The sequence below is a fragment of the Klebsiella sp. RIT-PI-d genome, assembly GCF_001187865.1.
Lineage (GTDB): Bacteria > Pseudomonadota > Gammaproteobacteria > Enterobacterales > Enterobacteriaceae > Superficieibacter.
In genome coordinates this window covers 1780122-1801420 of record NZ_LGIT01000009.1, presented here as the reverse complement: position 1 = coordinate 1801420, position 21299 = coordinate 1780122, and the positions used below count along the sequence as shown (strand labels likewise).

Genomic DNA, 21299 nt, shown 5'->3' with positions numbered 1-21299 from the left:
CTTCATGACAGATAGGGTACGCGGACAACATACCACTCAATAATACCTTTTAAATACCTTTGAGGTGAAAGTTTGACCGACTTAACAGTTTTACTGTCCACGCAGGCTGCCAGGTCAATGCAGCAAAAATGCGCATAAAGATGGAAAAACAGCCATTCCGCGACCAGACTTAGTGCTGTCCGCATAACGCGGAATAGAAAAATTCTCATCCGACGCAAGGTCGGAATAAACCGGAGCACCGTTATGACTGATATTGCGCAGTTGCTTGGCAAAGACGCCGACAGCCTGTTACAGCATCGTTGTATGACCATCCCCTCTGACCAATTTCATCTGCCGGGACACGATTATGTCGACCGAGTCATGATAGATAACAATCGCCCGCCAGCCGTGCTGCGAAATATGCAAACACTGTATAATACCGGACGTCTGGCGGGAACGGGATACCTGTCAATTTTACCGGTCGATCAGGGTGTTGAGCACTCTGCCGGCGCGTCGTTTGCCGCAAATCCACTCTATTTTGATCCGAAAAATATCGTTGAACTGGCGCTGGAGGCGGGCTGTAACTGTGTGGCCTCCACCTATGGCGTACTGGCCTCGGTATCACGTCGCTATGCGCACCGAATCCCGTTCCTGATGAAACTGAATCATAATGAAACGCTTAGTTATCCGACGCAGTACGATCAAACGCTGTATGCCAGCGTCGAGCAGGCGTTTAACATGGGAGCGGTGGCGGTAGGGGCGACAATCTATTTTGGCTCTGAACAGTCACGTCGCCAGATTGAGGAGATCTCTGCCGCATTTGAACGCGCACACGAGCTGGGCATGGTGACGGTACTGTGGGCGTATCTGCGTAACCCTGCCTTTAAGCAGGAGGGCGTGGACTACCATGCGTCGGCTGACCTCACCGGCCAGGCTAATCATCTGGCGGCAACCATTGGCGCGGATATCGTTAAGCAGAAAATGGCCGAGAATAACGGCGGCTATAAAGCTGTGAAGTTTGGCTACACCGACGATCGGGTGTACAGCAAGTTAACCAGCGATAACCCTATCGATCTGGTGCGCTATCAGCTGGCGAACTGCTATATGGGACGCGCCGGATTAATCAATTCCGGCGGTGCAGACGGCGGCGAAACCGATCTCGGCGATGCTGTGCGCACGGCGGTAATTAATAAACGTGCCGGCGGAATGGGGCTGATCCTCGGGCGTAAGGCGTTTAAGAAATCAATGGCTGACGGGGTCAAACTGATCAACGCCGTCCAGGATGTGTATCTGGATGGCAACGTGACGATTGCCTGACGGTCAGGTATTACCCGGTCCGCGTACGCGCCAACCGGGTAGCACCTGCACTTCTTCCCGCCACTATTTGTTACCTGACGCCGCAGTTTAATGGGTCAGCAGCCAGCGTGCGGTACCTTCATCGGTTACCAGACCATTGATCCAGCCGCCTTTTAATGCGGCCAGAATGACCGGGCGCTTATCATCGCCGCAGGCGGCGGCAATCCGTGGGCAGGTGTTGCGGCGGATATCATAGCTGGTGATCAGCCGGTTATTATCTGATTCCGCGACCTGGCCCTCAGCATCAATAAAGCGCCCGAGGATTTCGCCGATGGCGCCGCGCTCGCGTAGGTCGTCCAGCTGCGTCGTATTAATAAAACCGTCTTTAAAAATCGGGCTTTGCGTGCCAAGCGGGCCGATGCCCACAAAAATAACATCCGCATGATCGGCAACCGAGGTGACACTTTCAAACAGTCGGGTAGTGGACCACATCTGGTATTCCGGCAGCGATTTGGCATAGCGCGGGGCGGGCCACTGAAAGTAATTAGCCTGAATTTTGCGCGCCAGCAGTAGAGGGACATCATCGTAGTAGTTACACTGCCCGTTCTCATCCATCGCGCTGATCAGCGCCACGCATTTACTGTTTTTGCTCTCAAAATCAATACGCTTAATGGTTTTCTTCAGCGTCAGACCGGAGCCGACGCCAATCACTTTCGCGCTGGCATCCTTCAGGTATTTTGACATGAGCTGATAGCAGCCGTAAGAAACGCTATCCAGGGTTGATTCGCTGGCAAACGTGGGCACGACGTTGCACTCGTGCAGCGCGTACTTCTCTTTCAGCAGCGAGGCATAATTAAGACAGGCCGCAATCGGATGATGAAGTCCGATAGACACTATGCCTTCCTCTTTCGCCGCGGCGATCAGGCGCTGAACCACCGGACGCGATGTACCAAGCTGGGCGGCTATCTCACTCTGATTTTGTCCCGCAACATAATACATCCATGCTGCCCGCACTTTCTGGTCGAATCGGATGTCATCTTCTTTCATTATTATTTTCAGACCTTTAGGTTAACAACGTAGCAACATTACTGGCTTGAAATGCCTTTTCATTGTGGCGCTTGCCGCGATATCAGGCAATGTTTTGTTCATTTCTGGTCAAAAGTAATTTTACTGGTCATTTGCTCTTTTGTGATCTGCGGCTCTATTTCTAATCTTTTGCTCATGTACATTCAGGGCATAACCTTAATGGAGAGCAAAGTCATGAACAATCAATTCACGTGGTTACATATCGGGCTGGGTTCCTTTCATCGTGCTCATCAGGCGTGGTATCTGCACAAACTCATCGCCTCAGGTGATACTCGCTGGCATATCGCCGCAGGTAATATTCGCAATGATGCGGAACAGGTGGTGTCGGCGCTTATCGCGCAAAACGGGCGCTATGTGCTGGAGACGGTCAGCCCGCAGGGCGAGCGCGATTACGAAGAAATCACCTCCATTAAGACCCTGCTGCCGTGGCAGGAAGATTTACAGCCGCTGATTAATACTGGCGCTGACACAGCAACCAAAGTGATTGCATTTACGGTGACTGAGAGCGGTTACTATCTTAATACCGCTCATAAGCTGGAGGTCAATAATCCTGATATTCAGAGCGATCTTAACGGCGGCGTGAAAACGATTTACGGCACCATCACGCGGATACTTGAACAGCGTATTGCCAATAATGCTGGCCCATTAACGCTGCTGAACTGCGATAACGTCCGACATAACGGCGAGCGCTTTCATGACGGGCTGGTGGAGTTCCTTACCCTGACCGGTAAAACCGCGGTGGTTGAATGGTTACACGCTAACGCTACCTGCCCAAATACGATGGTTGACCGCATTACGCCGCGTCCGGCCGCCGATCTGCCGGCGCGTATTAAGGCGCGCACCGGCATTGATGATAATGCCCCGGTGATGGGCGAAACCTTTATACAGTGGGTCATTGAAGACAACTTTAAGGCCGGGCGTCCCGCCCTCGAAAACGTGGGTGTCGAAATGGTGGCATCCGTTATTCCCTATGAAGAGGCCAAAATTCGTATTCTTAATGCCTCCCATAGCTGTATTGCGTGGGCCGGTACGCTGCTTGGCCAGCAGTATATTCATGAAAGCACGTTAACCCCGGCCATCTACGCCATCGCCGACCGCTATGTCACCGAAGACGTTATTCCCTGCCTTGGTAACAATGGAATTGATCTGCCCACCTACCGCGATGTGGTGTTACAGCGTTTTACCAATCCGCATATTCAGGATACCAACCAGCGAGTGGCGGCCGACGGCTTTTCGAAAATCCCGGCAATGATCGCGCCTACGCTGCTGGAATGCTATCAGCGCGGCGTACGTCCGGAGGCCACCGCCATGCTGCCAGCGCTGTTTTTTGTCTTTATGGAACAGTGGCATAACGGCAAGCTGCCGTATGAATATCAGGACGGCATTCTTGATGCCCGCGCCGTACATGCGATGTTTGACGCCGCCGATCCGATAGCCATTTATGTTCGCAACCGCGCGCTGTTTGGCGAGCTGGCGGATAACGCCGATTTTGCCGCGCTGCTGCGTGAAAAGATCAACGCTGTCTATTCCCTGATTGCTTGAGAGGTGACTATGTATTTAGGCATCGATCTGGGCACCTCGGAAGTAAAAGGGCTGGTGATTGACGAAAATCACGACATCATTGCGACCCACAGTGCGCCGCTGACCATTCAGCGGCCCCATCCACACTGGTCGGAACAGGATCCGCAGGCGTGGTGGGACGCCACCCAGTATGTTATCGCCACTCTGCGCGAAAAATGCGCTCCGCACTGGAACGCCATCAAAGCGATAGGCCTGTCGGGGCAGATGCACGGCGCAGTGCTGCTTGATCGTGACGATGCGGTGATCCGTCCGGCAATTCTCTGGAATGACACCCGCAGCGCCGCGGAGTGTGTGGAGTTTGAACAGTCCGCTTCACAACTGCACGCTATCGCCGGCAATCTGGCGATGCCCGGGTTTACCGCACCAAAACTGCTGTGGGTACGCAAGCATGAGCCGGATAACTTTCGCCGGCTGGAAACGGTTTTACTGCCGAAAGATTATCTGCGCTTCAAAATGACCGGGCGGAAAATTGCCGATATGTCGGATGCGGCAGGGACGCTGTGGCTGGATGTTGCCCGCCGTGACTGGTCGGATTATCTGCTGGAAAAATGCGGACTGGCGCGCTGCAATATGCCTGCGCGGGTGGAGGGATGCGATGTCTCTGCCTCGCTGGATCCAGAGGGTGCCGGACGCTGGGGGTTAAATGCGTCTGTGGTAGTGGCGGGCGGGGGGGGGGGGAAAGCGGGCCGCGCGGTTGGGGTGGGGGGGGGCGCCCCCGGCGGTGCCTTTTTTTCCCTCGGCACGTCCGGCGTTTTATTTGTGGTCAACGACGCTTATCGCCCTGCGCCACAGTCGGCGGTACATGCTTTTTGTCACGTATTGCCGGATCGCTGGCACCAGATGAGCGTGATGCTCAGCGCGGCCAGCTGTCTGCAATGGTTTTGCCGCCTGGTGGGAACCACCGAAGCCGCTCTGCTGGAGGAGGTCGCTGAACTGAGCGATGAGCAGCGAGCCAGCGCGCCGCAGTTTCTGCCCTATTTGTCCGGCGAGCGTACGCCGCATAACGATCCCAATGCCAAAGGCCTGTTTTACGGGATGACGCATTCTACTAATCGCGCCCTGCTGGGCTACGCCGTACTGGAAGGCGTGAGCTTTGGCATCGCCGACGGGTTACGCGTCCTCCAGCAAAGCGGAACGCGTATTGAACAATGTTCGCTGGTGGGCGGCGGTGCCCGCAGCCCGTACTGGGCGCAACTGCTGGCTGATATCCTCGACATGCCGATTGTTACCCACAAAGGCGGCGAAACCGGCGGCGCGCTGGGAGCGGCCCGTCTGGCCTGTCTCGCCACCGGTCAGTCCATTGAAGCAGTCTGTAAAAAGCCGGAGGTGTATAACGTCTACGCCCCGACAGCCGCGTGTCAGGACCTTCTGCGCCAGCGTTATCAGACGTTCAACGCGCTTTATCAAAACGATCTCAGGTTTCGGAATACATAATTTTTAAAAAAAAGGTGTCCTGCCAGCGGGCAGGGCACCAGAACCTTATACCCTACAAATGAGGCAATTATGACGAATACCAATAATCAGTGGCTGGGATTGCCGCTTAATCTGTTATGGGGCTATCTCGCTATCGCGGTATTTATGACCGGAGACGGATTTGAGCTGGCGTTTCTTTCGCACTACATTACCGGCCTCGGATTTACGCCAGCAGAAGCGTCGTTTGCCTTTACCCTTTATGGGCTGGCGGCAGCACTGTCAGCGTGGATCTCCGGCGTGGTCGCTGAAATTATCACTCCGCAAAAAACCATGTTGATTGGCTTTGTGATGTGGGCCATCTTCCACGTTCTGTTTCTGGTATTCGGTCTTGGTCATGCTAACTATGCGCTGATCCTGCTGTTTTACGGCATTCGCGGCTTCGCCTACCCGCTGTTCCTCTACTCCTTTATCGTGATTATCATTCACAACGTGAAAAGCGAAAGCGCCAGTTCTGCGCTGGGATGGTATTGGGCGGTTTACTCGATTGGAATTGGCGTTGCTGGCAGCTATATTCCGAGCTTCACTATTCCGCTGATGGGCGAACTGGGCACGCTGTGGATGGCACTGGCGTTCTGCGTCGCCGGCGGGCTGATCGCGATGGTGTCGCTGCGCAATGTTAAGACGCCGACCCGAATGCATAATCTCTCGACCCGGGAAAAGTTTGCTGAGTTAAGCCGCGCGGTAACGCTGCTGTACACCAACAAGAATATTTTGTGTTCCAGCATCGTGCGGATTATCAATACCCTGTCACTGTTCGGTTTCGCGGTGATTATGCCGATGATGTTTGTCGACAGACTTGGTTTTACCACGTCTGAATGGCTTCAGGTGTGGGCGGTGTTCTTCTTTACCACCATCTTCTCTAATATTTTCTGGGGCGTGGTGTCGGAAAAACTGGGCTGGATGAAAGTGGTGCGCTGGTTTGGCTGCATCGGCATGGCGCTGTCCAGCCTCGCGTTTTATTACATTCCGCTGTGGGCCGGGCACAATTTTGCGATGGCGCTGATCCCGGCAATTTCGCTGGGTATTTTTGTCGCGGCTTTTGTGCCGATGGCAGCGGTGTTTCCGGCGCTGGAGCCAAATCATACCGGTGCGGCAATTTCGGTTTATAACCTTTCCGCCGGTCTGTCTAACTTCCTCGCACCGGCTATCGCCGTAGTGTTGCTGCCGTGGTTCGACACCCTTGGCGTGGTCATTGCCTATACCGCGCTGTATATCGTAGCCTTTATCGTGTGCTCATTTATTGACGTTGAGCAGCCGGGTTTTGCCCGCAAAACCCGTTATGCCGATGACGGCGCATTAAAAGCGTCCTGATACCCGTGCCGCCGGACGGTCAGCGCAGCAGCGGGCAGTCCGGCGGCAGGCGGCAGCGTAATGCTTCCGGCAGGATCTCAATGCGAAAGGTTTCCCCGCGCAGCGGCTCGCCGTCAAGGTTAAAGGTGATCTCATGCGGGGCGGTGACTTCAAACCAGGATGAAGTACCGTCGATAATATTCGGGCTGTCTTCCGGCTGAGTCAGGGTAGTAAAAATAGCCGGTAGCAGGCCATCTCCGGTAAAGATACGCAGGTGCAGCAGACCGTCATTAATGAGCGCTTCGGGGCAAAGTTGCTGACCGCCGCCAGCCTGACGACCATTGCCAATACCAATGACCAACGCGTCACCCTGCCAGTGAAAGTTTTCACCGCGAATTTCACAGCGGTCCGGTGCCAGCGTATCCATGCGCATCAGCCCGTGAATAAGATAGGAAACGCCACCGAGCGCGGATTTCAATTTTTCCGGCGTTTCACTGGTGATCCGTGGACCAAACCCGCCGGTCGCCATATTAATAAAACAGGTTTTACCGTTAACCATGGCAATATCCACTGCCACCGCGTTACCCGCGATCGCCAGCTTTAGCGCTTTATCCAGCGTATCCGGTACGCCGGCGCTGGTGGCAAAATCATTGGCGGTGCCGAGTGGCAGGATGCCCATCGCCGGAATATTCTCCCCGGAAAGCTGGATCAGTGCGGTAGACACTTCATTTATCGTCCCGTCACCCCCGCCAGCGATAACCGTTTCAACGCCCAGACGCCAGGCTTCTTCGACATAACGCTGCGCATCGCCTTTTTCCCAGGTGATGCGTACGTGAAGGGTTACACCCTCGTTGCGCAGCATATAAATGGCTTCGCGTAACAGTTCATCACCGGCGTTTTTACCATTCAGAATGAGTAAACTGGCGGGGAAATTGGTCATCCTTTTTTGCCTCTTATCGCAACGCGCTGACATAGTGGTCATTTTTCAGGGAAGGGGCGCGGTCATCGCGACCCAAATTCCAGAATATAAGTGTATCTCAGGAAAGGGAAACGCGCGTAAGAACAGGCTGAAATAGGCGGAAGGAAAAAATACGCCTGCGTAAGGGAGATTACGCAGGCTAAGGAGGTGGTTCCTGGTACAACGAGCATTTATGAGTTATGTTTTTCAGCGAACGGATAATATCCTTATTAAACACAGCGATGTGTGATCCGATTCTAAGATTCATTTACTCGCTAAAAATAACGTCAATAAACTAATTACCATGCGGATTGCGGGTGTTTTGTCCGCTAAAATTGCGCATCAGCAGGGCATAATCCAGCGCCATCTCCCGGGGGACAGGTAGCCAGACGGTATGTCCGTCGCCCGGGGCGACCGGCATGGCGTCACCTTTGGTATTTACCATCTGCTCGAGGGTAAAGTTAACGTTACCCTGCGGGGTCATCAGCTCCAGGCTGTCGCCTGTCGAAAACTTATTTTTAACCGCCACGGCGGCCAGATCACCTTTGCGTTCGCCGGTAAATTCGCCGACAAACTGCTGACGCTCGGAAATGGAGTAGCCATATTCGTAGTTTTGATAGTCGTCATGCGTATGGCGACGCAGGAAACCTTCGGTATAGCCGCGATGCGCCAGACCTTCCAGCGTTTCCAGCAGGCTGGCGTCAAACGGCAGTCCGGCGGCAGCGTCGTCAATGGCCTTCCGGTATACCTGAGCAGTACGCGCACAATAATAATAAGATTTAGTGCGGCCTTCGATTTTCAGCGAGTGAACGCCCATCTGAGTCAGACGCTCCACGTGAGCAATGGCGCGCAGATCTTTTGAGTTCATGATATAGGTGCCGTGCTCATCCTCGAAGGCGGTCATGTATTCGCCCGGACGTTTGGCTTCTTCCAGCATAAACACCTGATCGGTTGGCGCGCCAAGCCCAAGGGTCGGCTCGACGTTCTGCACCGGGATCGGCTCATGCTTATGCACGATATTGCCCACGTCATCCTCTTTGCCTTCCTGCACGTTATATTCCCAGCGGCAGGCGTTAGTACAGGTACCCTGATTAGGATCGCGTTTATTGATGTAGCCGGAAAGCAGACAGCGGCCTGAGTAGGCCATGCACAGCGCGCCGTGAACAAAGATTTCAATCTCCATCTCCGGCACCTGTTCGCGGATTTCACCAATTTCGTCCAGCGACAGTTCGCGGGAGAGGATCACCCGGGTCAGCCCCATCTGTTTCCAGAACTTCACCGTCGCCCAGTTAACGGCGTTAGCCTGCACCGACAGATGAATCGCCATCTGCGGAAAGTGCTCGCGCACCAGCATAATTAAACCGGGATCGGACATAATCAGCGCGTCCGGCCCCATCTCCACTACCGGTTTTAAATCGCGGATAAAGGTTTTCAGCTTGGCGTTATGCGGCGCAATGTTCACCACCACGTAGAATTTTTTGCCAAGCGCATGGGCTTCATTAATGCCGAGCTGCAAATTTTCATGGTTGAATTCATTATTACGTACGCGCAGCGAATAGCGCGGCTGGCCCGCGTATACCGCATCGGCACCATAGGCGAAAGCGTAACGCATATTTTTCAGCGTTCCCGCCGGCGAAAGGAGTTCCGGTTTAAACATGATGTTCTCGTTCTGATGACAGGTCAGATCCGCCTTACCTGATAAGGCGGTGAAGGGGGTTCCCTTACTTTAAGGGCGGGAATTGTAGCGCCAGCGAGGGAAGGAGTAAACCTTACGTCCTCGCTGACGGAGGAGGATGTTAGTTAACCCGCACGTATTGGCCGTTAGCATCGACGTTATGCCCGAAACCGCACTCCTGGGGGTTATCGGTTTTTAAGTCAATGGCGTCAGGCGTGGCGGTGACCGCAATATCGCAATGAATATAATCCGCCTCACGCAAGGCAATCACGCCTTTCCCGCCCTTTAAGGTCAGAGGAGCGGAAAATTCGCCGGTGTTGGGCCCGTATAAGGCTCCGGTCATGCCGAAGTAATATCCCATAAAATCGGCCTGATACCGATCCGCGCTTTTTCCGGCTTTCAGGGTAAGCGTATTCCAGGCGGCACCGCCAGCGTATTGCCAGTACTCTCCGGCCGGGCTGGACGACGGGGGAAGGGCAGCCAGCTTATCTTTAATCAAATTAAGGTTGTAGACCGATTTTGGATCGCGCGGCAGCAGGTTAAGCCACGCCTGCGCTTTACGGTACTGTTTTTCACGGATCCAGGTTAGCGCAATATTGTTATAGGCGGTCGCGAGCGCTTTATTATCATATTCGCAGCTTTCACTCCACATCGCCTGTAATTCAAACGCGTCCCGGGCTTTGGCATAATTCTTCGCCTGATACGCGCTTTCTCCCTGATGGGCATAGCCAGGTATTTTGGCGCAGGCCTCGGCGTACTCCCGATCGCTGACTTCAGCCTGGGCGCAAAATGAGAATACCATCAGGGCACACACTCCGTAGCGTCGTGGCAGCATGGTTAAATCCTTATGGGTTGTAGATGATGGCAGTCGTTATACTCTAAGCTGGAGGGCAGCGTAACTACCCTAATCGGCAGGCATCCGCTTCCCAGCGATATCCCACGCCATATACGGCACGAATAAAGGATTGCTCGGCATCCAGCGCTTCCAGCTTGCGCCGCAGGTTTTTGATATGGCTATCGATGGTCCGATCGGTCACTACCCGGTAGTCATCGTAGAGGTGGTTCAGCAACTGTTCGCGCGAGAAGACTTTCCCCGGCTCCTGCGACAGAGTTTTAAGCAGGCGAAATTCAGCCGGGGTTAAATCGAGAAGTTTATCGTGCCACGAGGCCTGAAACCGGCTTTCATCAACGATCAGCGGGCTTTGGGCATCAAGGGCTTTTAGTTCACGCTGCGGTTTGCAGCGACGAAGGATGGTTTTGACCCGCGCCACCACTTCACGGGGACTGTATGGCTTGCAAATATAATCATCGGCACCGATTTCCAGCCCCAGCAGGCGGTCTATTTCTTCTATTTTTGCGGTGACCATAACGACAGGCACTTCGGAAAAACGACGGATCTCCCGACAGAGGGTCAGGCCGTCAGTGCCGGGAAGCATCAGATCCAGCAGGATCAGATCCGGCGGGGTCTGGCGGACATACGCCAGTACTTTATCGCCATCAGTGAGCAGGGTCGGCGCATAATTCGCCGCCAGCAGATAGTCGATGAGTAATTGACCCAGTTTAGGCTCATCTTCCACGATTAAAATTCGCGGAGTTTTATCATTAATCGGTAACGCAGTCATACATCCCTCTGTCCATCGCGATCTAACGGTAGTTGTACTTTAATACTCACGCCGCCGTACGGCGAGTGCGCAGCATGTAGCGTACCGCCGTGGGCCGCGACAATATTCTGACAGATCGCCAGGCCTAAACCTGAGCCGCCGCTGGCACGATTACGTGAACCTTCCGCACGCCAGAAACGTTCAAACAGCCGGTCAAGCTGCGGGTCGGTTACCCCCGGCGCGCTGTCGGCAAAATCCAGCGTCACGTGGGTGGCGCTAATCACTGCGGTGATCAGCAAATGCCCGCCGCTGTCAGTGTAGCGCAGACTGTTTTCCAGCAGATTGTTAAACAGCTGGATCAGCCGGTCACCGTCGCCAAATACCGTCGCGCTTTCCGGCAGCAGCAGCCGCAGAGTCAGGCCACGGCTGGCGAAACGTTCGCGGAATGCGCCGGCGGCCATTTCTGCCAGCGGGAAGAGATTCACCGGCGCTTTTTGATACGCCAGCGCGCCTTCGTCAGACATAGACAGCTGGTGCAAATCATCTACCAGTTTAGTGAGCGTACCGACTTCTGCCTGCAGGGAGAGCACCGACTCCGGCGTGAACTTGCGCACGCCGTCCTGAATGGCCTCCAGTTCACCGCGCAGCACCGCGAGCGGCGTGCGCAGCTCATGAGAAATGTCAGCCATCAGATCGCGGCGCATCTGCTGATTGCGCTCAAGCGTGCTGGCAAGCTGGTTAAAGTCCTGCGCCAGTTTGCCCAGTTCATCCTGACTGCTGGCCGCCACGCGAGTCGAAAAGTCTCCGGCGGCCAGCTTATGCGTCCCGTCGACCAGCCGTTTTACCGGGGCCAGCAGCCCACGGGCCAGCGGAAACGTGGCCAGCGCCGCCAGCAGCGTGGCCAGAGCGACAATCAGCCAGCTGGTGCGCCGCTGCTGGCGATCAAAATTGATATCCGTATTGCGCGTCAGCCGCTCAACCGGCGAGGCAATGACCTCTCCGACGTGCTGGCCGTCAACGGTAATCGCCCGTCGCGTACCGTCCGGGGGAACCGGGGCGCGAGGGCCGACCAGCACCTGTTGCTGTTGATCGATCACCCAGAACTGGGTGCGCCAGCCGTGCGGCGGCATTCCCGGCCCCGGCTCGCGATCCGGACCCCCGCCGGGATGGGGATGATCTTCACCATCCCGCTCAAGCGAGCGCAGGATCTGGAATATAAAGCGGTCGTTATTGCGTAAAAACTGCCAGTTGCCGTGCTGCTCATATTGCTCGCTCAGGGCATCGCTAAGCATTTGCAGGCGCTGTTCATTTCCACGCTTAATGTAGTCGATAAAACCGCGTTCGAAGCTGAAACGCACCGCCCAGTGCATCGTGACCAGCAGCAAAATGCAGGTGGCAAAAATAGCGAGGAACAATTTGCCGGTAATGCCGGGTCGCCATAATTTCACGAGTTTCTCCTTTTACGCCGGGCAATAACCGTGTTTTTACGGGTGTCATCCGGGACGCGAGCAAAAATCAGCGCTGGCAGGGCAATGATCGCCGCCATACTGACATAGACAGACATAAAGACGCTGTGTGAGGTACTGCTGTCGATGGCAATATGCTGATGCCCGTACATCCCCAGCAGCAGTCCGGCAACGGTGACGCCAATACTCATCGACAATTGCATGATCATCGACAGCATACTGTTGCCGCCGCTGGCAAGGTCGTCCGGCAAATCTTGCAGCGTCAGGGTATTCATTGAGGAGAAGCGCGTTGAATTTACCATTCCTTGTAATAGCAGAACCACCGGCAACAGCCAGAACCAGCCGAGCAGCGCGACACTCACAAACAGCAGGCTGACCAGCGCCAGCCCGAGCGTGGTGGCTACCAGCACCCGACGATAGCCAAAACGGTTAACCACCTGCACGACGATGCGCTTCATTCCCATACTGCCCAGCACCATCGGGATCATCATGAGTCCGGCATGAAAGGGCGAAAAGCCAAGGCCAATTTGCAGGAATACCGGGGTCATAAATGGCAGCATCCCGCTCCCCACTCGTCCGGCGAAACTGCCTGCCAGCCCCAGAGAAAAGGTCGGTGTTTTGAACAAATTAAGATTAAACAGTGCGTTATCGTTACCTTTGGCATGATGCAAATAAAGTAACACCGACAAAATACCGATAACCACCAGCCCGGCCAGCGGCAGGGCGGATATTCCCAGACCTTTTTGCCCGTCGAGCGCCAGGGTCAGTGTTGCCATGCCGAGCGCCAGCAAAATAAACCCGGACATATCAAAACGTCGGGTCTGCATTTTATAGTTAGGCATCAGCAGTAAGGTGGCGATTGCGCCCATAATGCCGACCGGAATATTGATTAAAAAGATCCAGTGCCAGGAGGCATACTCTACCAGCACGCCGCCCAGCGCCGGGCCGAGCAGCGGGCCGACCTGTCCCGGCAGGGTGACGAAGGTCATCGCCGCCATATACTGCTCGCGCGGCACAATTTTCATTACCGTCAGCCGCCCGACGGGAACCATCATGGCACCACCTATGCCCTGGAGCACGCGCGCCATCACCAGTTCGTTGAGATTGCCCGCCTGAGCGCAGAAAAATGAACCAAGGGTAAACAGCACAATTGCAGTACAAAAAATATTGCGTACCCCAACACGATCGGCCAGCCAGCCGCTCGCCGGAAGCATGACGGCAACCGTCAGCACGTAGGAAACGATCACCATATGCATATGCAGCGGGCTTTCCCCGAGGCTCTGCGCCATTGAGGGGAGGGCGGTGTTGACGATAGTGGTATCCAGCGATTGCATAAAAAAGCCAAATGCCACAATCCAGAGTTGCCAGCGTACGCTGGCGGGCAGTTCAGTCATGTTACTCGATTACCGGTTGTCGGGTTTTCCGCGAAAAACGTAACCGCAGGCGGTCAAAGAACAGGTAGACCACCGGGGTGGTGTACAGCGTCAGGATCTGACTCATCGCCAGGCCGCCAACGATGGTTATCCCGAGCGGCTGGCGCAGTTCTGACCCGTCGCCGCCGGACAGCACCAGCGGAAGCGCACCAAAAAGTGCCGCCAGGGTAGTCATCATGATCGGGCGAAAACGCAGCAGGCAGGCCTGGAAAATAGCCTCTTCCGGCGGCAAGTTACCGTTGCGCTGCGCCTCAAGGGCAAAATCAACCATCATGATGGCGTTTTTCTTCACAATGCCAATTAATAGCATAATGCCAATCAGGGCAATTAGGCTGAACGGGGCATCGAATGCTTCCAGCGCCAGCAGCGCACCGACGCCTGCCGAGGGCAGCGTCGACAGGATCGTTAGCGGATGAACGTAGCTCTCGTATAAAATACCCAGCACGATATAGACCGTGGCGATAGCGGCCAGGATCAGGATCAACTGTGAGTTCATCGTCTCCTGAAATACCTGTGCGGTACCGGCAAAGCTGCCGCGTACGCTGGACGGTACGCCAAGCTGAGTCATTGCCCGGTCAATGGCCGCGCTGGCCTCCGACAGCGATTTCCCGGTCGGCAAGTTAAAAGAGACCGTAGAGGCCGCTGACAGGCCCTGGTGATTAACCGACAGCGGCGCATTCGCCGGCTGCCATTTGGCAAAATACGACAGCGGAATAGCGTTGCCGTCGTTGTTAATCACATACATCTTGTCCAGCGCGCTAATATCCTGGGTATAAATCGGATCGACTTCCATCACCACTTTGTACTGATTGAGCGGCTGATAAATAGTCGAAATTTGCCGCTGACCGAAGGCGTTATTTAACAGGCTATTGGCCGCCTGAACGCTGATACCCAGCCGCGACATACTTTCCCGATCGTAAACGAGGTTCATCTCCGCGCCATTGTCCTGCTGATCGGAGTTAACATCCGCCAGCTCCGGCAGGGCCGCAAGGGTCTTCCGGATTTTCGGCTCCCACTCGCGCAGGGCGCTCAGGTCATCGGAGAGCAGCGTATACTGATAGCTGGCATTAGACTGACGTCCGCCGACGCGAATGTCCTGGACGGCCATCAGGAACAGGCTGGCTCCCGGCTCATTAGCCAGTTTTTTACGCAGGCGATCGATAATCTGCTGTGCGGTTTCTGCACGTTCACTGCGGTCTTTTAGGGCAATAAACATCATTCCGCTGTTCACCCGCGAACCGCCGGTAAAGCCGGTGACGTTATCAACAGCCGGATCGTCACGAATAATCTTCATGAAATCCTGAAGCTTGCCGCGCATCGCCTGAAACGAAATGCTTTGATCCGCCTGGATACCGCCCATTAAGACGCCGGTATCCTGCTCCGGGAAGAAGGTTTTTGGGATCGCAATATACAGCCAGACGTTAAGCGCCATGGTGGCAAGCAGAACCAGTCCCGTCAGGCGGGCGTGATGAAGCACCCATTTAAGTGATTTACCGTAACCCTGTTGCAGCGCGATCAGCATCCGGCTAAACCCTCTGGTGCGGGTTGGCTGATGCGGCTGGCTGCGCTTAAGCATCAGACCGCACATCATGGGCGTCAGGGTGAGAGAAACCACCAGTGAAATACCGATGGCGACCGATAGCGTTACCGCAAACTCGCGCAGCAGTCGGCCCGGTAAACCGCCCATTAGCAGCAGCGGCAGGAAAACCGCTACCAGCGAAAGGCTCATCGACAACACCGTAAAACCGACTTCGCGGGTACCCTGTAGCGCAGCCTGAAGCGGTCTCATGCCCGCTTCCAGGTGACGGGAGATATTTTCCAGCACCACAATGGCGTCATCAACCACAAAGCCGGTAGCAATGGTTAACGCCATCAGCGACAGGTTATTGAGGCTAAAGCCGCACAGATACATGGCGGCAAAGGTGCCAATCAGCGACACCGGCACGGCCACCGCCGGGATCAGCGTGGCGCGCCCGGAGCGCAGGAACAGGAACACGACGAGGATCACCAGCGCCACGGAGATGATCAGCGTCTGTTCCACTTCTTCCAGCGAGGCGCGGATGGTTGGAGAGCGGTCCTGGGCAATTTGCAGATCAATTGCCGCCGGGATGGTCTTCTGTAATTCAGGTAAGCGGGCGCGGATGCTGTCGACAGTCTGAATAATGTTGGCTTCCGGCAGCTTGCGGATCATTAACAGGATCGCCGGTTTAGCATTGGTCATCCCGGCGTTGCGGACATCCTGTACCGAATCCGTAACCGTAGCGACGTCGCTCAGGCGCACTGCCGCGCCATTGTTGTAATGCACAATCACCGGCTGGTATTCGGCGGCGGTTTTCAGTTCATCATTGGTCTGAATTTGCCAGCGGCGGCTGCCGTCTTCTATCGCGCCCTGGGGGCGACGGACGTTGGCGCTGCTGATGGCGTTGCTAACATCATCCAGCGATACGCCCTGGTTGAACAGCGCCTGCGGATTTAACCCGACGCGTACCGCGGGCAGGGAGCTACCGCCGACATCGACATCGCCAACGCCGTCAATTTGCGCAATAGTCTGCGCCAGCTGCGTTGAGGCAAAGTCATAGAGCTCGCCCTGGGAATAGGTATCCGAGGTAAGCGTCAGGATCATAATTGGCGCATCGGACGGATTAGCTTTGCGATAGGTCGGACGGCTCGGCATCCCGCTCGGCAGCAGGCTTTGCGCCGCATTAATTGCCGCCTGTACATCACGCGCCGCGCCGTTAATATCGCGATCGAAATTGAACTCCAGAATAATGCGCGTGCTGCCAAGTGAACTGCTGGAGGTCATTTCGCTGACGCCGGCAATGCGGCCCAGCGAGCGTTCGAGCGGCGTTGCCACCGATGAGGCCATTGTTTCCGGCGACGCGCCCGGTAGCGAGGCGCTGATCATAATGACCGGAAAATCGACCTGCGGCAGCGGGGCGACGGGCAGCAGGCGAAAGCCCAGTACGCCGCACAGCGTAATCGCCAGCGAAATTAAGAATGTGGCTACCGGACGATGAATGAAAAGCGCGAAAAACTTCACCTACGCCTCCTCATTACGCTGCGGGAGCCGACTGCGCAACCAGAGTGAGAGACGATCAAACAGCAGGTAAATGACCGGCGTGGTAAACAGCGTCAGCACCTGACTGACCAGCAGGCCGCCGACCATCCCAATCCCTAGCGGACGTCGCAATTCAGCGCCGACTCCGGTACTGAGCATTAATGGCAGCGCCCCGAGCAGCGCCGCCAGGGTGGTCATCAGAATCGGCCTGAAGCGCAGCAGACAGGCCTGATAAATGGCGTCGCGCGGGGTCATGCCCTGTTCACGCTCGGCGGCCAGCGCGAAGTCAATCATCATGATCGCATTCTTTTTCACAATGCCGATCAGCAGTATGATGCCGATAATGGCGATGATATCCAGCTCGCTACCCGCCAGCCACAGCGACAGGAGCGCGCCGACGCCTGCTGTCGGGAGGGTTGAGAGGATCGTGATGGGATGAATAAAGCTTTCATACAGCACGCCAAGTACGATGTACATGGCCACCACCGCAGCTACAATCAGCCATACCGTACTGCCCAGCGCCGACTGGAACGCCAGGGTGCTGCCCTGAAACTGGGTAGTGATATCCGCAGGCAGGCTCAGTTCTTGCTCCGCAGCGGTAATCGCCTCAACCGCATCGCCCAGTGAATGACCAGACGCCACATTAAACGAGATGGTAGTCACCGGAAACTGATCGAGGTGATTAATCGACAGTGGCGCAAAACGTTGTTCAACCCTGGCAATCGAATTCAGCGGCACCATGCCGCCGTCGCTGCTGGTGAGGCGGATACCGTCCAGTGCCGCCAGCCCCGGCGTGTTGTCGGTATTGTGCTCCAGCACCACCCGATACTGATTCGCCTGGGTGTAAATTGTCGAGATCAGGCGCTGACCAAATGCGTTATACAGCGCATTATCGATATCAGCCATACTAATGCCGAGGCGGCTGGCGCTATCGCGATCCACATTCACGTATGCCACCAGGCCTTTATCCTGCCAGTCGCTGCTGACATCGGCCAGCGCCGGCTGCGACTGGAGACGCGTCATCAGCAGCGGTACCCAGTGGCTTAGCGCATCCAGCGACGTTGCCTGTAACGTGAACTGATACTGGGTGCGACTGACGGTCGTATCAATGGTGAGATCCTGGGTCGGTTGCAAATAGAGTTCAGCGCCCGGCACACGGCCTGCCGCCTGCTGTAGGCGGCTAATGACGGTTTGCACCCGGTCATCGCGATCCTCCAGCGGCTTCAGGTTAATTTGCAGACGCGCGCTGTTAAGCGACGGATTAGTGCCGTCAACGCCAACAAAGGTGGTTAAGCTCTCTACTGCCGGATCCTGCAGGATGGCATCGGCGACCTGCCGCTGGCGCTGCGCCATGCTGGCGAATGATGCCGACTGTGGTGCCTGGAGCGTGCCCTGAATAATGCCGTTATCCTGGATCGGAAAGAAACCTTTAGGAATAAAAACCCACAGCAGCACCGACAGCACCAGCGTGGTGAGCGCCACGCTCAGCGTCAGCCACGGATGATTCAGTACTTTTGTTAAGCCACGACCGTAAGCGGCAATCACCCGTTCAAAAAAGCGCTCGCTGGCGCGTGAGAAACGATTCTGCTTACGCAGAGACTCTGCGCTTAGCATTCGCGCGCACATCATGGGGGTGAGCGTCAACGACACAACGGCCGAAATAAGGATGGCCACCGCCAGGGTTACGGCAAATTCACGGAACAGGCGTCCAACGATATCGCCCATAAACAGCAGCGGGATCAGCACCGCAATTAGCGAGAAGGTCAGGGAAATAATGGTAAAGCCAATCTCACCCGCACCTTTTAACGCCGCGGCCATCGGTTTTTCGCCTTTCTCGATGTAGCGGGAGATATTCTCGATAACCACAATCGCATCATCAACCACAAAGCCGGTGGCGATAGTCAGCGCCATCAGCGTCAGGTTGTTAATCGAGAAGTCGAGAAACACCATTACCGCGAAGGTGCCGACCAGCGACAGCGGCACTGCCACGCCGGGAATGATCGTCGCCGGGACGTTGCGCAGGAACAGATAAATAATCATTACCACCAGCGCAATTGCCAGCATCAGCTCAAACTGGGTATCGCTAACGGAGGCGCTGATATTGGTGGTGCGATCCGAGAGCACGTTTACCTGCACGGATTTAGGCAGACTTTCGGTCAGCTGCGGCAGCATCTGTCGAATGCTGCCCGCAGTGTCGATAATATTGGCTCCCGGCTGACGCTGGACGTTCATCACAATCGCCTGCTCTTTATTTGCCCACGCGCCAAGCCAGCTATTTTCCGCCCCCTGTTCGATGGTCGCCACATCGCCAAGACGGATCGCCGCGCCATTCTGATAAGCAATAATCAGGCGACGATAATCTTCCGCATTTTGCATTTGATCGTTAGCGGAGAGCGTGATTGCCCGGGTTGGGCCATCAAGACTGCCTTTAGCTGAGTTGACGTTCGCGCTGGTAATGGCGGTGCGCACGGTTTCGCTGGTCAGACCCAGCGCGGCAATGGCCTGGGCGTTAAGCTTGACGCGAACGGCCGGGCGCTGACCGCCCGCCAGCGTCACCAGGCCGACGCCTGACACCTGGGATATTTTCTGCGCCACCCGCGTTTCAACCATATCTTCGACCTGGGTCATCGGCAGGGCAGAAGAGGTTACTGCAAGGGTCATGATCGGCGGGTCTGCCGGGTTGACTTTGCTGTAGACCGGCGGGTTAGGTAAATCGTCCGGCAGCAAATTGGTAGCGGCATTGATCGCCGCCTGCACTTCCTGCTCGGCAACGTCCAGCGGCAGAGTCAGCTGGAACTGAAGCGTTACTACCGATGCGCCGCCGGAGCTTTGCGAAGACATCTGTTTAAGGCCCGACATTTGACCAAACTGACGCTCAAGCGGGGCGGTAATGGCTGATGTCACCACATCCGGGCTGGCCCCGGGATAGAGTGTCACCACCTGAATGGTGGGATAATCCACTTCCGGCAGAGCGGAAACTGGCAAAAAGCGATAGCCGATGATCCCGGCAATCATGATCGCCACCATCAACAGCGTTGTGGCGACCGGGCGCAGAATAAAAAGACGGGAAGGACCGCCACTGGCACGGGGAGGTGACACCTGCATCAGGAGCGTACTCCTTTTTTACCGTACTCGCGGCTGGTGGGTTTTTCAGCGGCCGCAGCGGGCGCGCCCTGAGCTTCAACGACCTCAACCTTCGCCCCCTCTGTCAGGCGATCAATACCGTCGGTGACGACCCGGTCACCGGCTGACAGCCCGTCAGTAATCACCACTTTCAGGCTATCCTGAATACCGGGTACTACGGTGTGCTTGCTGACTTTATTTTCTGCATTCACCACCCAGACAAAGTTACCTTCGTTACCCATTTGCAGTGCGGCGGTGGGGATCACCACGGCATCTTGCTGAGTATCGACCAGCAGACGGGCGTTAACAAACTGGTTGGGAAACAGCGCATCATCCTGGTTGTCAAAACGCGCTTTAAGTTTAATGGTCCCGGTGGTGGCATCAATTTGGTTGTCGAGGCTAAGTAACGTTCCGCTGCTCAGTTTCTGCTTATTGGTGCGATCCCACGCTTCCACCGGCAGCGTTTTCCCGGACTTCTGCGCCTGGACAATGGTGGCAATATTGCCTTCGGGCAGGGTAAACACCAGATCAATAGGATGGGTTTGCGTCAGGACGACGATCCCTGTGGTATCGCCGCTGGAGATTTGATTACCAATATCGACCTGTTTAAGGCCTGCGCGTCCGTCAACCGGCGCGGTGATCTTGCTCCATGTCACCTGAAGCTGTGCGCTGGCGACGCTGGCTTCATCCGCCTTCAGCGTGCCCTCTGTTTCACTGACCAGCGCCTGCTGCGCATCCATCTCCTGACGCGAAATAACATTGGTTTTCACCAGCTGTTGGTAGCGCGCCAGGTCGCGCCGGGCGTTGGCAAGCGTGGCCCGATCTTTGGCCAGTTGGCCCTGAGCCTGTGCCAGCGCCACGTTAAAAGCGCTGGGATCGATCTCCGCCAGTAAATCGCCTGCTTTGACCTGCTGGCCTTCTTTAAAATGGATTGCCAGTAACTGCCCGTCCACCCGGCTACGTACCGTCACCGTGTTGGCGGCAGTAATCGTACCCAGTCCGGAAAGATAGCGCGGAACCGACTCGCTGGTCGCCGTCGCGGCCTGTACCGGGGCCAGCTGCGCGTGACGTCCACCGCCGGCTGGCGCAGTACGTGCCGCAGAGGGCGTTTCGGATGGCGCGCGGCTATGCCACAACCAGAGGGCGGCAATGGCCGCAAGGATCACGATTAGCGCTGTTGCCCAGCGGGCTTTGTTACTGCCTTTCATTGTTATAAACGTCTCATCCTGAAGCGGGTCGCGGAATAATACTAGTTTAGTCAGGCAGCGACCTGCAAAAAT

Annotated in this window: 14 protein-coding genes; 4 read left to right on the top strand and 10 right to left on the bottom strand. The window is 55.7% G+C overall.

Annotated features, from left to right (window positions below; genetic code table 11):
• The first annotated feature begins 243 nt into the window (after positions 1-243).
• Positions 244-1296, top strand: coding sequence for a class I fructose-bisphosphate aldolase (gene fbaB, locus AC791_RS14845; protein ID WP_049841180.1), 1053 nt, complete (start codon positions 244-246; stop codon positions 1294-1296).
• 87 nt (positions 1297-1383) lie between these two features.
• On the opposite strand, the gene AC791_RS14840 is transcribed toward fbaB, so the two are convergent.
• The gene (locus AC791_RS14840; protein WP_049841179.1) at positions 1384-2325 is read right to left on the bottom strand and encodes a sugar-binding transcriptional regulator; all 942 of its coding nucleotides are present in this window, start codon (positions 2323-2325) and stop codon (positions 1384-1386) included.
• 210 nt (positions 2326-2535) lie between these two features.
• On the opposite strand from AC791_RS14840, the gene dalD reads away from it, so the two are divergent.
• The 3 genes from dalD (at position 2536) to AC791_RS14825 (ending at position 6726) form a co-directional block, all read left to right on the top strand.
• Positions 2536-3903 carry a D-arabinitol 4-dehydrogenase gene (gene dalD / locus AC791_RS14835; RefSeq protein ID WP_049841178.1) on the top strand — a complete coding sequence of 456 codons (1368 nt, stop codon included), beginning with the start codon at positions 2536-2538 and terminating at the stop codon, positions 3901-3903.
• Positions 3904-3912: 9 nt separating this feature from the next.
• The gene (gene xylB, locus AC791_RS14830) at positions 3913-5376 is read left to right on the top strand and encodes a xylulokinase (protein WP_049841177.1); all 1464 of its coding nucleotides are present in this window, start codon (positions 3913-3915) and stop codon (positions 5374-5376) included.
• A gap of 69 nt (positions 5377-5445) precedes the next feature.
• On the top strand, positions 5446-6726 hold the full coding sequence (locus tag AC791_RS14825; protein WP_049841176.1) for an MFS transporter: 1281 nt from the start codon (positions 5446-5448) through the stop codon (positions 6724-6726).
• Between the two features lie 19 nt (positions 6727-6745).
• Here the strand turns inward: AC791_RS14825 and yegS are convergent, their stop codons facing one another.
• From yegS to AC791_RS14780, 9 genes are all read right to left on the bottom strand, one after another.
• Positions 6746-7645: a lipid kinase YegS gene (yegS, locus tag AC791_RS14820; RefSeq protein WP_049841175.1), complete on the bottom strand. Its 900-nt coding sequence runs from the start codon at positions 7643-7645 to the stop codon at positions 6746-6748.
• A gap of 313 nt (positions 7646-7958) precedes the next feature.
• On the bottom strand, positions 7959-9320 hold the full coding sequence (gene yegQ / locus AC791_RS14815) for a tRNA 5-hydroxyuridine modification protein YegQ (protein WP_049841174.1): 1362 nt from the start codon (positions 9318-9320) through the stop codon (positions 7959-7961).
• A 139-nt stretch (positions 9321-9459) separates the two neighbouring features.
• The gene (locus AC791_RS14810; RefSeq protein ID WP_049841173.1) at positions 9460-10173 is read right to left on the bottom strand and encodes a tetratricopeptide repeat protein; all 714 of its coding nucleotides are present in this window, start codon (positions 10171-10173) and stop codon (positions 9460-9462) included.
• 64 nt (positions 10174-10237) lie between these two features.
• Positions 10238-10960, bottom strand: coding sequence for a two-component system response regulator BaeR (baeR, locus tag AC791_RS14805; RefSeq protein ID WP_049841172.1), 723 nt, complete (start codon positions 10958-10960; stop codon positions 10238-10240).
• Complete coding sequence (baeS, locus tag AC791_RS14800; RefSeq protein WP_049841171.1) at positions 10957-12387, bottom strand: two-component system sensor histidine kinase BaeS; 1431 nt, start codon at positions 12385-12387, stop codon at positions 10957-10959. The genes baeR and baeS overlap by 4 nt, the downstream gene beginning before the upstream one ends.
• Positions 12384-13799, bottom strand: coding sequence for an MFS transporter (locus tag AC791_RS14795; protein ID WP_049841170.1), 1416 nt, complete (start codon positions 13797-13799; stop codon positions 12384-12386). Before AC791_RS14795 ends, baeS begins: the two co-directional genes overlap by 4 nt.
• Position 13800: 1 nt before the next feature.
• Positions 13801-16878, bottom strand: coding sequence for a multidrug efflux RND transporter permease subunit MdtC (mdtC, locus tag AC791_RS14790; protein ID WP_049841169.1), 3078 nt, complete (start codon positions 16876-16878; stop codon positions 13801-13803).
• Complete coding sequence (locus AC791_RS14785; protein ID WP_049841168.1) at positions 16879-20001, bottom strand: MdtB/MuxB family multidrug efflux RND transporter permease subunit; 3123 nt, start codon at positions 19999-20001, stop codon at positions 16879-16881.
• On the bottom strand, positions 20001-21227 hold the full coding sequence (locus tag AC791_RS14780; RefSeq protein WP_049841167.1) for an MdtA/MuxA family multidrug efflux RND transporter periplasmic adaptor subunit: 1227 nt from the start codon (positions 21225-21227) through the stop codon (positions 20001-20003). Before AC791_RS14780 ends, AC791_RS14785 begins: the two co-directional genes overlap by 1 nt.
• Positions 21228-21299 lie beyond the last annotated feature (72 nt).

Coding starts and splice junctions, on each gene's coding strand:
- dalD (WP_049841178.1), top strand. CDS start 2,536: ATGAACAATCAATTCACGTGGTTACATATCGGGCTGGGTTCCTTTCAT.
- AC791_RS14780 (WP_049841167.1), bottom strand. CDS start 21,227: ATGAAAGGCAGTAACAAAGCCCGCTGGGCAACAGCGCTAATCGTGATC.
- yegQ (WP_049841174.1), bottom strand. CDS start 9,320: ATGTTTAAACCGGAACTCCTTTCGCCGGCGGGAACGCTGAAAAATATG.
- AC791_RS14825 (WP_049841176.1), top strand. CDS start 5,446: ATGACGAATACCAATAATCAGTGGCTGGGATTGCCGCTTAATCTGTTA.
- yegS (WP_049841175.1), bottom strand. CDS start 7,645: ATGACCAATTTCCCCGCCAGTTTACTCATTCTGAATGGTAAAAACGCC.
- xylB (WP_049841177.1), top strand. CDS start 3,913: ATGTATTTAGGCATCGATCTGGGCACCTCGGAAGTAAAAGGGCTGGTG.
- baeR (WP_049841172.1), bottom strand. CDS start 10,960: ATGACTGCGTTACCGATTAATGATAAAACTCCGCGAATTTTAATCGTG.
- AC791_RS14795 (WP_049841170.1), bottom strand. CDS start 13,799: ATGACTGAACTGCCCGCCAGCGTACGCTGGCAACTCTGGATTGTGGCA.
- fbaB (WP_049841180.1), top strand. CDS start 244: ATGACTGATATTGCGCAGTTGCTTGGCAAAGACGCCGACAGCCTGTTA.
- AC791_RS14785 (WP_049841168.1), bottom strand. CDS start 20,001: ATGCAGGTGTCACCTCCCCGTGCCAGTGGCGGTCCTTCCCGTCTTTTT.
- AC791_RS14810 (WP_049841173.1), bottom strand. CDS start 10,173: ATGCTGCCACGACGCTACGGAGTGTGTGCCCTGATGGTATTCTCATTT.